General features: G+C 40.2%; 12 protein-coding genes and 2 pseudogenes. 1 reads left to right on the forward strand and 13 read right to left on the reverse strand.

Annotation, left to right across the window (positions count from 1 at the left end; all coding sequences use genetic code 11):
- Positions 1-2: 2 nt before the first annotated feature.
- From DFO73_RS26820 to DFO73_RS26840, 5 genes are all read right to left on the reverse strand, one after another.
- Positions 3-929, reverse strand: a complete 927-nt coding sequence (locus tag DFO73_RS26820) for a type II secretion system F family protein (protein ID WP_110067717.1) — start codon at positions 927-929, stop codon at positions 3-5.
- Positions 929-2272, reverse strand: coding sequence for a CpaF family protein (locus DFO73_RS26825; RefSeq protein ID WP_110067718.1), 1344 nt, complete (start codon positions 2270-2272; stop codon positions 929-931). Before DFO73_RS26825 ends, DFO73_RS26820 begins: the two co-directional genes overlap by 1 nt.
- 20 nt (positions 2273-2292) lie before the next feature.
- Positions 2293-3453 carry an AAA family ATPase gene (locus DFO73_RS26830; RefSeq protein WP_110067719.1) on the reverse strand — a complete coding sequence of 387 codons (1161 nt, stop codon included), beginning with the start codon at positions 3451-3453 and terminating at the stop codon, positions 2293-2295.
- A gap of 44 nt (positions 3454-3497) precedes the next feature.
- Positions 3498-4301, reverse strand: a complete 804-nt coding sequence (locus tag DFO73_RS26835; RefSeq protein ID WP_110067720.1) for a Flp pilus assembly protein CpaB — start codon at positions 4299-4301, stop codon at positions 3498-3500.
- 697 nt (positions 4302-4998) lie between these two features.
- Positions 4999-5997 carry an ABC transporter substrate-binding protein gene (locus DFO73_RS26840; RefSeq protein ID WP_110067721.1) on the reverse strand — a complete coding sequence of 333 codons (999 nt, stop codon included), beginning with the start codon at positions 5995-5997 and terminating at the stop codon, positions 4999-5001.
- A gap of 205 nt (positions 5998-6202) precedes the next feature.
- Here DFO73_RS26840 and DFO73_RS26850 point away from each other — a divergent pair, with 205 nt between their 5' ends.
- On the forward strand, positions 6203-6829 hold the full coding sequence (locus tag DFO73_RS26850; RefSeq protein WP_110067723.1) for a DUF421 domain-containing protein: 627 nt from the start codon (positions 6203-6205) through the stop codon (positions 6827-6829).
- Positions 6830-6880: 51 nt separating this feature from the next.
- Here DFO73_RS26850 and DFO73_RS26855 read toward each other — a convergent pair whose 3' ends face one another.
- The 8 genes and pseudogenes from DFO73_RS26855 to DFO73_RS26885 all read right to left on the reverse strand — a co-directional run bounded on the left by DFO73_RS26855 (position 6881) and on the right by DFO73_RS26885 (position 14384).
- On the reverse strand, positions 6881-8068 hold the full coding sequence (locus tag DFO73_RS26855) for a M14 family zinc carboxypeptidase (RefSeq protein ID WP_110067724.1): 1188 nt from the start codon (positions 8066-8068) through the stop codon (positions 6881-6883).
- A 339-nt stretch (positions 8069-8407) separates the two neighbouring features.
- Positions 8408-8830 carry a glycine betaine ABC transporter substrate-binding protein gene (locus tag DFO73_RS29700; RefSeq protein ID WP_309044532.1) on the reverse strand — a complete coding sequence of 141 codons (423 nt, stop codon included), beginning with the start codon at positions 8828-8830 and terminating at the stop codon, positions 8408-8410.
- Positions 8831-9145 (reverse strand): annotated as a pseudogene (locus DFO73_RS29705) (glycine betaine ABC transporter substrate-binding protein); the annotation flags it as partial.
- Positions 9146-9296: 151 nt separating this feature from the next.
- A pseudogene (locus DFO73_RS26865) lies at positions 9297-10073 on the reverse strand (ABC transporter permease); the annotation flags it as partial.
- Between the two features lie 215 nt (positions 10074-10288).
- On the reverse strand, positions 10289-11302 hold the full coding sequence (locus DFO73_RS26870) for an SIS domain-containing protein (RefSeq protein WP_110067726.1): 1014 nt from the start codon (positions 11300-11302) through the stop codon (positions 10289-10291).
- Between the two features lie 12 nt (positions 11303-11314).
- Positions 11315-12328, reverse strand: a complete 1014-nt coding sequence (locus tag DFO73_RS26875; RefSeq protein WP_110067727.1) for an SIS domain-containing protein — start codon at positions 12326-12328, stop codon at positions 11315-11317.
- A gap of 95 nt (positions 12329-12423) precedes the next feature.
- Positions 12424-13389: an SIS domain-containing protein gene (locus DFO73_RS26880; RefSeq protein WP_110067728.1), complete on the reverse strand. Its 966-nt coding sequence runs from the start codon at positions 13387-13389 to the stop codon at positions 12424-12426.
- A 161-nt stretch (positions 13390-13550) separates the two neighbouring features.
- Entirely contained in the window at positions 13551-14384 is an 834-nt protein-coding gene (locus DFO73_RS26885) for a TIM barrel protein (RefSeq protein WP_110067729.1), read from the reverse strand.
- Positions 14385-14447: the final 63 nt, after the last annotated feature.

A 14447-nucleotide genomic window follows, 5' to 3' on the forward strand; every position in this document is an offset into this window, starting at 1 on the left:
ATCTACACCTTTATATTCGTAACTGCTCTTACGAGTAGTAGAGCAATTGCCATTCCGATTATAAATATAATCATTAAGATTGCACCTGGAACTGTGAAAATTAACTCTAAAAAGCCATCCATGATGCTGTTCAGCATAAATAATAGAAAAATCGGCATAGCTGGTAGAATGTATGAAATAAAGCGCTGTTCGGCAGTGGCTGTTTTAATGGTTTGCCTAAGAATCTTTCGTTCCTCAAGCGTATGTGCCATTTCATGCAACACCTTGGTTAAATTGCCTCCAGCCCTTTTTTGGATTAAAAGAGCCGATATAAAAAGTTTATATTCTCTTGTCGGAACACGCTTTTCCATTTCCTTGAGGGCTCTTTCAAAATCCACACCGAGTCTGATATTTTGAGTGAGTGTTTTAAATTCACCCCTGGCAGGAGAATCAATCTCAGCGGCTACTACTTCTAAGCCTTGGATGATGGTCATCCCTGCCTTTGTCCCATTTCCAAGTAATCTGCATACTTCTGATAGCTGGTTATTAAGCTTGTCAATATACTTATTACGTCTGACCAGAAAGATCATCCAGTATACAAACAAACAGATAACGGAAGAAATAACAATGCTATACAATACAGGAACACTAAAAAACCCAAACAGTAAAATTGTTAATGTAAAAGCACTGAATAACAAAATAGCGAAGAATTCAGAAGGCAGAAGAGCAATATTCGCGTACATCAACTTTTTCTTGAATTCACCTGCATATTCTGTTTGATCAAAGCGGTCTCCAATCTTTGCAATGAAGCTTTTACGCTCATTCTTTCTTCTAAAAAGCTGCTCAAACTTTTTCTTAACTTCCCGCTTTTCTTTTCTAAAGCCGAGATAATTGTAAATCCCCCATATAAGCATCAAAAAAGATGCTCCGAACAATACGGATATTTCCATTAAGACACCTCCGAAGCGGTGAATAAATCGGGAGGAAGTTCAATGCCAAAGACTTTTATTCTATCCAGACATTTTGGCACTATGCCAGTTGATGTATAATATCCGTCTACCTGGCCATTTTTCTTAAGTCCCAGCCGTTTAAAAGTAAAAATTTCTTTAATATCCACGTCACTATTTTCATCTCTGTATATTTCACAAATAGAAGTGATTTTTCGCGTTCCATCAGTCAAACGTGAACTTTGGACGATGATATCCAATGCCCCCACGATATACTCCCTAATAATATGGGAAGGGAGATCCATTCCCGCCATGATCACCATGCCTTCTACACGCCGCATCGCATCAAATGGAGTATTGGCATGGACTGTCGTAATGGAACCTTCATGGCCGGTATTCATGGCCTGCAGCATATCGAAAGCTTCCGCTCCGCGGACCTCACCTACAATAATTCGGTCAGGCCTCATCCTCAGGGAGTTTTTCACAAGATGGCGGATTGTAATTTCTCCTTTACCTTCAACGTTCTCAGGACGTGCTTCCATACCAACTACATTCGGCTTATCGAGCCTTAGCTCTGCAGAGTCCTCTATCGTAATGACCCTTTCCTTTGCTGGAATTGAATTCCCCAATACATTTAGAAGAGTTGTTTTACCGCTTCCAGTTCCGCCGGATATAAGGATATTCATTTTTGCTTTTACGACCGCATCTAAAAATAGCGACATTTCATCGCTTAATGTCCCAAAGTTCAGTAGATCTGCCATCTTAAATGGGTCTTTTCTAAACTTTCTTATCGATACCAGCGGGCCATTTAAACTGATGGGCGGAATGACGGCATTAACACGGCTTCCATCTGGCAGACGTGCATCTACCATTGGAGAGCTGTCATCAATCCTTCTCCCTAAAGGAGCAACAATCCGGTCAATAACATGCCTGACATGGCTATCATCTCTGAATCTGATTTGCGCCTGCTGCAGCTTCCCCAATTTCTCAATATAAATTTCTTTATGGCCGTTTATTAATATTTCCGTAATGGTAGGGTCATTTAATAGCGGCTCTAACGGACCATAACCAATAGATTCATCTATTATTCTTGTTAATAAGATTTCTTTATCATGCCTCGGAAGAATGATTTTCTCTTCACTCATGAATTGGCTTATGAGCTGTTCAATCTTTAATCTCATTTCGCCCTGCGGCAGGCTCGTCAGCAATTCAAGATTCGCTTCTTTTAGAATTCTAGACTTATAATGTTCAACCAGTTCATTAATATATTGATTCTCTAAAGCAGATCTGCTGCCCAGTTGTGAATCGTTTAGCTTCTTCTCTGTTTTTCTTATGAATAATGACATTGGTCATCAATCCTTTATGATTATTCCAGAATTTTGCTGACCCATTTTTTTATGCTTTTAGCAAATGGAATAAGCTTCTTTTCACCCGCTTCTTTCCGAAATGGTTCGCTTCTGTTTATATGGGCTTGGACACCCTTAATATCGCGAGGCACTTTATAAGCCACCGGATAAGCTAGAACTTCTTTAAGATCACCAGGCTTTATTTCATTTTCCCGGCCTACCTCATTAAAAAGCAGCTCCATTCTTCCCTCTGTTTCAATTCCTAGTCTAAGAAATAACCCATCGACTTGCTTAAGCATACTGATGGAAGGTGCATCCAGATTTAAGCAATAGAAAATTTTATCTGATTCTTCTAAAGCTGCATATGTGTGTTCATTCATTACAGTCGGCAAATCCACAAGAACAAAATCATAGCTTCTTCTGCATGTACGCAATAGCTTGGACACAAAACCTTCAGGCAGGTTCTCCGCCACCTCAGCATCCCGCGGACTTAAGAGCACTTCCAGTTTTGAGTACTTTTCTTTCTCAGAAACATTTCTTATATGGCTTTCGTTTAACTCATCGATAACTGGCAGCAAATCTGCAACAGAGCGGTTAGATTCAATAGATAAATAAGTTTCTGTTCCGCCAAACTGCAAGTTTAAATCTATTAAGATGACTTGTGCAGTTGATTCAAGCTTTAATGTCTGAGCAAATGCACTTGAGAGTAATGTTCTTCCACTGCCGCCTTTTCCGCTGTAAAAGGAAAATATTTTTCCTCTTCCCCTTTTAAAAGACTGGTTAGCCGAAGCCGTTTCAGCCATTTGCAGCTTCCTTTGCGTGGCCATTAGGATGATACTGTCCATCCGGCCATAGAGCATGGTGTTTTCGTCAGGAAGAACAAAATAGTCTACTACACCCGCCCTTGTGACATTCCGCAGCATATCAAAATCTTGGGAGAAAGCGATGTATACAATCGGCAAGTAAGGGCTGACCGTATGGATATAATCAATCGAATCAACAGAGGAATTTTGTTCAGATTCTATTAAAAATACTAGATCTGGAGCCAGACGGTCTAATTCAGATCTTAATTCTCTATAATTTACTGTCTCAACGTTTTTAAAATCGTTAAAAAAACCGGCTAAATTATTGAGTGATTGCTCCTCATCACTTACTAGTAAAATTTTAATCTGGTCACTCATATTGTCCTCCATCATTCTCGTTGGAACTCCGCTTTGTTTGAGTTCTAATTATTTGTCTTTGATTGTTCGGTTGGCTTTTGATCAGCCTTTTTTTGCTCCGCTTGCTTTTGTTCGGTTGTTTTAGGCTGAGACTGCTGTTCTTTTTTAGGTTCTGAAGAAGTATCTTTCTTTTCGGCCTTCTTAGGGGAACTTGCTTCTGCCTGTTTACCTTCCTCTGAAGCATCAGCCTGTTCCTTTTTGCCAACATTCGCTTTAAGAACGCGCATACTATCTGCATAATTTTCCATGTGGATGATCTTAGGGGCATCTTCAGCAGATACTTCAACTACGATTCCAGTAAACTTTTTGCCTTCTTTCATTGGGTATGCAACAGGGACATCTTTCATGAACGTTTCTGTCACTGGTTTATCCTCAAATTTATGAGAGACGACAATATCTGCCCTGTCCAAAGACTCCAGAGGCTGGTCAAAATTCACCCTGTCCGATAACGGTATAGCTACTAACCTATTATTTTCATTAGCTATATTAGAAACCGGTTTAATCATTTGTTTGGTAATAATATCGTCTTCTCCTAATGGCACGACTAAGACATTATTATAAAAATCCTTTATATCTGTTACATGGGAATCCTCATTTACAAAACGATTAGGAATCTCCTTTGTCGTAACCTGTTCGGGCTTGATAAGTGTTCTAGAGGGAATATCAGAAGCAGCTACATAAATCTTTGTCATTCCCCCTAGTTCTGAATTTAAATCACTAACTTTTCTTAAGGCTAAAAAACCGGCTGCGCTTGCTAGTAATAAAGATATCGTAATAAAAATAATGGCTCTCCTCTTCGACTCTAACATCCTAAATCTTCTCTCCTACACTTGGATATATTTTATTAAAATAAAAAATAGACATAATTTCTCCTAATAAACACTCAGTTAAATTTATGTAAAACCAATTTTTAAAAATTTTCCTTTTTTTATACTATATATTTACTATCATGTCGTTCACAATTCCGTCAAACCCGCCTCAACAATTGTCGAATTTTGTCTGTGATTTTATTCCTATTTATATCTCAAAACCAAGATTTTCTTATAGGAAAAAAGAATTATAACCATAGAGTCTTTGTAATTATTTGGAATAAGTATTCGTAAATTTTTTTTTAATTCCCACGGAGTTTTATTACAAATATTACAATTTATAGATCTTTAGGCTTGTTTTTTCCTATATTCTATTTAATCATCCCCTCTAATACTCTCTTAGGTATTTTTTGATGGTATAAAAGTCCAAATCTACTTAATAATTTATTGTAATATTTCACCACTATATAATTTATTTCACTATAGGTTTAAAATAATGCCTGCAGATAGTCGGATTTGCAAACAGCCCCTGTTTAAATTTTTTAAAACTTTCTTTTTCCCTTAAGTAGTCAGAATGGCTTATCTACAATCAAAAAAAACTGCCTTCTGTTATAGGACAGTTTTTTACATATGCCAGATCATGTCTATCTTAATAAAAAAACGATACAGCCAACTCCTTCTGGCTGTATCGTTTATTTTATTCCCCTACCACCTTAGCATCTTTCAGCATCTCTTCCGTCAAAGTAATGCCCTGTTCTTCCGCAGCTTTTTTATTAATCACAAGTTCCAGGCTTTCCGGGTATCCTACTGGGATTTCGCTTGGCTTTTTGCCTTCAAGGATTTCAACGGCCATTTGGCCGGTTGTATATCCAAGGTCATGGTATTCAAAGCCATAAGACGCAAATCCGCCTCGTTTTACAGAATCGCTTTCACCCACAAAAGCTGGTATATCTTTTTCGTTGGCTACGTTCAGTACAGATTCAAGAGCAGATACAACTGTATTGTCCTTAGGAATATAAAATACATCTGCACGGCCAACTAAAGACTCAGCAGCCTGCTTTACTTCGGAGCTTGTAGAAATAGTTGTTTCTACTGCTTCAAGGCCAAGCTCTTCGATTGCTTCCTTCGCGTGTTTTACATTGACAACAGAGTTAGGTTCTCCATCATTGTATATGATCCCAACCTTTTTGGCATCTGGAACGAATGTTTTAATCGAGTTGATCGTATTCTTGATGGCATCTGGATGTGTGTCAGATGTCCCCGTAGCATTCCCCCCTGGCTCTTCCATGCTTTGTACAAGTTCCGCGCCTACCGGATCCGTAATGGCTGTAAACAGGATTGGAATATCCTTTGTAGACTGAACCACAGATTGGGCACTTGCAGTGGCGATAGCCAGGATTAAATCATTTTTATCTGCAACAAGATTCTGGGCAATGGACATGTTATTGTTCATATCTCCCTGTGCATTTTGGAAGTCTATTTTAAGGTTCTTTCCCTCTTCATAGCCAGCATCCTTTAATGCTGCTATAAAGCCTTCTCTCGCTGAATCCAAAGACGGATGTTCAACAATTTGGGTTATCCCGATTTTCACCGTTTTCTTTTCAGCAGCTTCCCCGCTGCTTTCCTCGTTTCCTGATCCGCATGCAGCCAGCAATAATAAGGCTCCGCATACTAAAATGGCCATAATCTTCTTCATCCCTAATCCCCCCGGCAAATTTTTCTTATGTACCTATGATGTAATCTTGTAAGCGTTTCGAAAATTTTATAATATTTTGATAATAACACGTTCAACAACTTTGAAACAATAGGAAATCTATTATTAGTTAAATAAATATATAAAAGCCAATAAGCAGCAGCCTTTTGTGGGAGACTATAAAAAAAACATGCAAAGGAGGATAATAATGCAACTCGACTGGATCTGGGAACCAATCCTTGTTGTGATTGGCGGTACCTTGCTGTTAAGGCTTGCAGGCAGAAAGTCCATTTCGCAAATGACTTTGGCTCAAGTCGTTATCATGATCGGCATCGGTTCTTTATTAATTGAGCCTGTTTCAGGAGACAGCATTTGGACTACTCTTGCTGTTGGCCTCATTCTTGTCCTTACATTAATCATCATGGAATACGTACAAATCAAATCCGATAAATTTGAGAAATTCATTACAGGACAATCCAAAATTATTATTGAGGAAGGACAACTAAATGAGGAAAACCTGAGAAAACTGCGCTTTACAGTTGACCAGCTGGAAATGAAGCTGAGACAGCATAATGTGGCCGTAATCAGTGACGTAAGATGGGCAACCCTGGAGCCAAATGGCCAGGTTGGCTATGAATTAAAGGAAGAGGCCCAGCCTGTCACAAAAAAGGAATTCCAGCAGCTTCAGGCCGATGTCCAACAGCTGATTAATTTATTAGAACCCGCATTTGCTAAGGGTTTCTCCATTCATATCCTTCCCGAAAATAAAGAGGATATTTTTACAGAAGTAGCTGAAGAATTTCCCAAAGACAATATACCTGGACATTTGCAGTAAATATAAAAAGCTGATGTTCTTTTCAGAATCATCAGCTTTTTACTAGTTTACTTAATAACGTTCCCTGTTCGGAATTTCATTATATTCCTCTGGATTTAAATCATAAACACTCCCATCTGCTACACTATTAATGATTCCCATAACACCAGTTTCTACCGTTTTAACTAGCTGCCCCTTCATCTTTTGGCCATAGTTCTGCGTTTGGCCCTTTACCTCAAATAAGACAACCCCGCTTCCGTTCAAGGCGAAGGATCCCAATGCAGTTCCAGGTAGGTCTAAGTCCTGGTCATATAATGAAATGTTTGTAAATACAGAATTGCCTTTTTCCTGAAGTGTATTATAAAGAGCCACATTTAGCTGGCGGGAAAAATCAAAGCGATAATTCTCTGCATATTGGCTATACTTTGATCCCTCTGGCGAACTTGGGTCCGGAACAAAATCTGCAGAGATGGACATTGTCACCTCTTCATCTGTTCCTTCTATTTTATAAAAGTTTTGATGATGAAGGTCCAGAAATACTTCTACATTTCCAAACTCATCTTGTAAACTCTTATAAACATCTCGGACGGTTTGCGACTCAGGTGTTATATACCAGCCAGGTGCACTTGATTTGCCAGGGAAATCCTCCGGTTTCGGTACATAATTTAGATCCGGATTGAAGTCACGGTTTACATCGAATCCAGGAGCTGCTGAGTAGTCATCCCCTTGCAGGGTACGGTTATAATAGTTCCATGTTGGCTGTGCACTATGTAATTGAGGGAACTGCTCTTGAACTTCTTCCCAGGTCATGACATTCCCGCGCCTGTCCAATTCAGATCCGTCAGCGTTCATCATCGGAATAGCTACAATCGTTAATTCTTCCCTAATTCTTTTTGCTTCCTCTGATTGGCTTGAGCCTAAAAATTGAAGAATATTTAGTAATGCAGCAGTACCTGTCTTTTCATTTCCATGGATTTCACTCTGTACCAGTATAACCTTATCCCCATGACCTACCCGGACAGTAAAGATATCTCTATCCTGATTGGTTTTCCCTGCTGCTTCCACCTCGACTAGCCCATTGGATGATTTTTCGATCTGGTTTAACTTTTGCTTCATTTCTTCATAATCAACAAAACCATTGATTGATACATTTTCTTCTGTAACAGGTTTTGCACCCTCAGCAAAACTCACTTGGGGAACAAGGATTGATGCTGCCAGTGCTGCTGAACTTAGGACTTTCCATAATGTCTTTTTCTTCATTTTCAAACCTCCTAATTTAAATGTTTACTAAAGCAAAAACCATAAGCCGGCAATTTAATTCGAAATCCGAATTATTAATATCATGCCTTTTAAAATGAAGATTGTAAATCTGCTAAAAGAATTAATATTCAGACAAATTAATATCCTACATTTTCCTTATTTAATAAGTCTTTGATCACATAAAAAAGGACTTCGGAAATTTCCGCTGCCCTTTTTAGTTAGGAATTAACCCTTCTTCGGGGGGTGTTTTTATACATAGATTAACCGACATTGCACAGCTCATATTAGAAAAAGAAAAGATAGCTAGTTACGCTAGCTATCTTCTCCCTAGTTAAATATTTATTCTTTTAAATCCTCAATTGAGTCAATATCCATATATGCTGGTACGACTAATCCTAGCTTAGTTCCAGTAAGGTTTGCACCTAGGTCTTCAAACTTCCCTTCGTATTCAGCGTAATAGTCAGCATGAGTTGTAGGTAACCAAGCACCTACTATTGCGTCACCACTACCGTCTGCAACACCAGCCCACATTGGACCTGCATCCACCTGCACTAAATCTACTTCGTATCCAACACTTTCAAGAACATTTTCAACTACATGTGAGCTTGCGATTACATCTTCCCATGCTACATAAAGAATCGTTAACTCTTCTCCGTCTACCTCGTCAACTCCTTCAGTCCAAGTACTGACTAACTCTTCATTTTCGCTTACCCATTGTGCTGCTGCATCAGCTGGATCATTACCTTCTTGAACTAAATTCATAACTGTTTCAATATGTTCTAGCTCCCAGTTAAATTGATCAAGAAGCTTATACGCATCAGGATGATCTTCCTTTAATCCTTAACGAACAACCGTGTTAACATCTTCAGCTCCACCATAAATACCTTTTGGATCCTCTAGATATTTTAAGTCAAAGCTTGCAAATTTCCAGTGTGGACTCCAACCTGTTACAATGATTGGCTCCTCTTTATCATATGCCTTTTTTAATGCAGCTGTCATAGCAGCACTTGAACCCTCTACTACTTCCCAGTCTTCTAGTCCGTATTCAGGTATAACATCATTGATTGTTAACTTCATTAATCCTGCACCTGGATCAATCCCGATAATTTTATAATCAACTGATCACCTTCAGAATCAGATGAGCTACTTGTTTACTCTCCTCCGCCACATGCCGCTAAACTAATAGTAAGTGCTAATGCAGATGTGATTCCTACTAATTTATTAAACATTACACTGTTTCCCCTTGTTTTTTCCTACCTATATTTTGTGTGATGCGGTCTAGTAAAATAGCTATAACAACTATTGCTAAACCAGCCTCAAACCCAACACCTGTTTTAATTTGTGTAACGGTACGATAAACCTCTGTACCAAGCCCTGGAGCCCCAACCATGGATGCTATTACCACCATTGACAAAGCCAACATGATACTCTGGTTAATCCCTGCCATAATCGTTGGCATGGCTAGTGGCAGCTGCACCTTCAATAGCCTTTGCTTTGTTGTAGAGCCGAACGCTTCAGTTGCCTCAATTAAATCTGCTGGTACCTGCTTAATTCCAAGTACAGTTAAACGAATGGTTGGTGGCATTGCAAAAATAACGGATGCAATAACCCCTGGTACCACCCCAATACTGAAGAAAAAGATTGCCGGCAGTAGGTATACGAAAGCTGGCATCGTTTGCATCAAATCAAGAATAGGTGTAACTACTTGCCTTGCTCTTTCGTTTTGTGATGCCCAAATCCCAACTGGAATTCCAATCACAATGGATATCAACACCGCCGTCAATACAAGAGCAAGCGTCTCTAACATGTCTCCCCAATAACCTAAATTATCAATAAGCAATAAACCTAATAATGCAAATAAAGCAATTCTTATATTACAAACCTTCCAAGCTAGCAACACTAGAATAATAAGTAGAATAGTAGGTATAAAGCCTAAACCTGCAACTATTCCTTCAACAAAAAATTCAACACCAGTTGATATACCATCAAACATTCCGCCAAAGGTATTTGGCCGTTACCGCTGAACAGGGGCAGCCGCAGCAGAAACTTGGTGCCAGCTTCCCATCCACAATGAACAAACAACCAGTAACAAGATGATGATTTTGACCCTCTTAATTTTTCTCATCCAAAACAGTTTCTAAATCCGGTACTCTTTTGGTCAGTAACTATAAAAAAGCAGCCAACACTATTGTGAAGGCCGCTCCCAAACCAATGATTCTATTAAAATGGTACTTTTTTATAATATCTTCTCGTTGTCAGCGGGTGATTCCTTTGCTCTTCCAAGTGGCAGCTGACTCTCTCAAGTAACGCCGCAAAGACAATCGGAGAAACGAGACTACGCAGACCTTCGGAAATGCCCTCTAATGGATATTCCTTCGTATCAAAAATGGTTACTTCCTTCGAGTAATGTTCAGCAAATCGCTCGACTCTCTCCGCTAGCTTACGGGTTCGATCTTCCCCTTTTAATAGAATTATGCTCGTATCTTCTTCCACTAATTCCAAGGTACCATGGAAGAAATCAAGGGCATGAACTGGTCGTGTTTTAATCCACTGCATTTCTTCTAAAATACACATGCCATAATAATAGGTTTGACCCCAATCGATCCCTGTTCCTGAAAGGATATGGTACGGTGTATCTTTATGTTTGCAGGCAAACTCTGCCGCCCGCGGTTCTACCGCTTCCTTTACCGTAACGAGGGCATTTGGCAGTTGTCGCATTTCCTCAACAAATTGCTTATAGACTGGAAATTCATTCCGCTTATACATCAAACGGAACGCTAGTAAATAAGACTGGATATAGAACGATTCACAGGAGGTATCATCAGCTGCATAATTGACAAAAGTATAATCGGTTCCATTCGCTAACGGTGTAGCGGCATGCCCCACAAGGCTGATCGTTACCGCCCCTTTTTCTTTACAAAACGCTGCTGCCTCCACTGTTTCTTTGGTTGTACCAGACAAAGAAGGCAAGATAACCAATGAATGTTCACCCAGGTGCTGATGATCCATCAACATTAATTCCGAAGAGATCTCTGTATAAACCGGCAGGTTGGAATGTGTTTTTAAAATATATTCAACCGGGCGCATCAGGATGGCCGCCCCTCCAGTTCCAACAAAGAATACATTTTTCAACCCTTTTTGTATCACTGAATCAATTACCTGATCGAATTCATCTTTAAGAGATAAGGCGCCATTTTGAATGGTTAAATATCTTTTCACATCAAAGTTATACATGCTGGTCGCCTCCTAGTAAGCCATTTTACGGTAATATCTGCGAGTCTCTAACGGATGATTTCTTTCACGCTCAAGATATACACTAATTCGGCCCGTTAGTGCCCAGTTCAGGCAGATTGCAAAATGCTTTCTGAATTCATCACTAACTCCTTCCAAGCGGTAATCCTTTGTATCTATTATGAACAATTCGTTGGTGATATTTTCTGCGAATCGTTCAACACGTTCTACCAATGGACGAGTTTCATCTTCGCCCTTGAATAAAATCACACTTGTATCCTCTTCAACCAGTTCAAGTGTGCCGTGGAAGAATTCAGCCGCATGGATGGATTTAGACTTGATCCACTGCATTTCTTCTAAGATACACATTGCGTAGGAATAAGTATTCCCCCACAGATTCCCGGCCCCAACCAGCATGTGGTAATCAGTATTTTTATGTTTGATTGCGAATTGCTCAGCTTGTGAGTCGAACTGCTCTAACGCATCGACGATACCTTGTGGTAAGAGGGAAATTTCTTTTGCAAACTGATCATATTGCGGGAACTCATCATTGTTATGAATAAAACGGAACGTAAGCAGCTGCAGGTGAATAAAGAAAGTGTCAAACGAATGCTTCTCATGACCAGTGGAGATGCAATAATCTACAGCCTCAGCCAATGGCGTACCTTGTTCTGCAACTAGCCCAATCGTTGTCGCACCCTTGCTCTTACAGAACTCAGCAGCGGCTACTGTTTCTTTTGTCGTGCCAGTAACTGACGCAAAGATACAAACAGAATCCTTGGTCAGGTGGCGATTATTCATTACCATAAGCTCAGCTGCAATTTCCGCATGTACCTCCAGTGTGGAATTGGACTTTAAGATATACTCATATGGATACATCATCGCAATCGTCCCGCCGGAACCGATTAGGAAAATGTTTTTAAATCCTTTAGCTGAAATACCATCAACAACCTTCTCAATTTCCTCTCTCTTCGCGATGGCCTCTTTTCCAACCAATTGTAAAAATAACTCAGCATCAAATTTCAACATGTACACTACCTCCAAATTTTTATTAGAATTATTAGGATTACATTTTTATGGTGCCTTTTTGGTGCCTGACACCATAAATGACACCACCAACATTTTTAGTAAGGCACTTTCCACATATATCTTCTTGTGCTTAGTGGATGGTTTCGGACTGTTGCTAGTTCTTCTGCGTATTGGCGCAGGATAGTTTGCAGGACGAGTGGGGCTATGTAGCCCTTGACGCTTTCTGCTACACCCGTCAGATCAAAGTCCTTTGCATCAAGGACGACGACTCTTTCGTCATATCTTTGGGTAAATTCCAATGAGCGTTCTTCTAATGGCCGGGTCTCATCTAAACCTAACAGCTGAATTACTGGTACGTTTTGATCCAAGACTTCAAACGGCCCGTGGAAATATTCCCCGGCATGGAGAGCGTGGGAGTGAATCCATTGCATTTCCATCAGCAGGCAAATCGCAAACCAATAAGCAGTTCCATAATTTGCACCGCTCGCCATCGTGTAAATTACTTTTTCATCCTTATAGGATTGAGCAAATTCCTTTGCCTGATCAAAATACTTTGCTTTCTCCTGTATCAATATTTGATCTAAATTCTCTAAGGAGGAAACGACATCAGAAAACTTTTCATTCCCTTCTTTGGCAGCCAGAAGTCCAAAAACAAGTTCCAGCATCACGGCTGGTGACTCATTCACATACTTCGCTTCTTTCCCATCTTCATAAACAATCACATACTCAGATGATTCGGCAAGCGGTGATCCCGGGTCAAAGGTTAACGAGACAGTAATTGCACCTTTTTCCCGTGCAAATCGGGCTGCCTCTACCGTCTCCGGTGTTTTTCCAAAGTGGGAGCACAAAATCACCAGCGATTTCTCGTTGAGTCTCCGTGGGTTACGATGAACGAACTCATTGGAACTATACAGGTCCGAGTCAATCGTTGCACTTTCCCGATCTAATACGTATTTACTTGCATACATAAGGGATAAAGAGCCACCGCAGCCTACGAAATAGACACGATCGATGTCCCGTTCTTTAAAGACATCCAAAACCTTTTGTACGTCTGCTAACATTTTTTATCCTCCTTTTTTTATGACTTTGTCAGATGAAACTTCATTTTGCGTATATTGGAGCCTTTGATAGGTACCAAAACAAATCAAGGCGAATCCACCAATAAAAATACATCCATACAGTAGCACCAACGGCCCACTAGTCGGAACAATCTCTCCGTCCGTTACTCTAGAAACGGTGTAAGACTTCGCAGGGACTTTTCAACCGCCTTGTTAGGGTCAATCAAGTATTGTGAAGAAGTAAACTCCATCGTAAGGGCACGATCGTAGTTGTAGTTTCCTAAGGTTTTCATATATGTTTCCAATGGCAGGCTGCCATCCCCCCATGCTAAATGTCCACCCGGGTTCCCATCGATAAAGTGGATATGGACCAAGTCACCCTGCAATTGCTGAAAATAGCTGGCCAGTTCCTCCCCTTCTACCGCAAGCGGAATGGTATCGACCATTCCTTTTAAATGAGGAGAAGCAATCGAAGCTAGGATTTCTTTTAACTCAGGCAAGGTAGTAATCAGATTGGACTCAATTTTTTGTAATGGCTCCAGGGCTAAAACGATTCCTTGTTTTTCCGCATAAACGGTTAGCTGTTCCAATGAATCTTGGGTCCGGCTCCACGCTTCCTGCCTGCTTTCATTGCGGTATCCCCAGCCGGCCGTAACTAACACCATCGGCGCCTCTAATTCAAGCGCAGCATCGATCGATTTTTTAAAATAAGCGACACTTCTTTCACGAATCGCCGACTCTTTTGCGGCAAGATTGATCGGGTACATACACTGTTCAGGAGTAAAGCAAACGACCTCCAATTCACGCCGGTCGATTTCTTTCTTAATGGTACGGATTTCTACTAAGGAAGAATCCTCCACATACAGGTGCGGCGCAGCACCCCACAGTTCAATTTTTTCAAACTCATACTTCACCATCGCAGCTAAAAAATAGTCCAGCGGATAGTGCAGATAATGAAAGTTCATTCCTGTTATTTGCGACCGCTTGATTTTGCCCATCCAATCCCTCCATTTCGGTTCCCAACGTAGTTTTTAAAAAATGACATTTGGTATATACCATTC

The organism is Cytobacillus oceanisediminis (assembly GCF_003182355.1).
Classification (GTDB): domain Bacteria; phylum Bacillota; class Bacilli; order Bacillales; family Cytobacillaceae; genus Cytobacillus; species Cytobacillus oceanisediminis_A.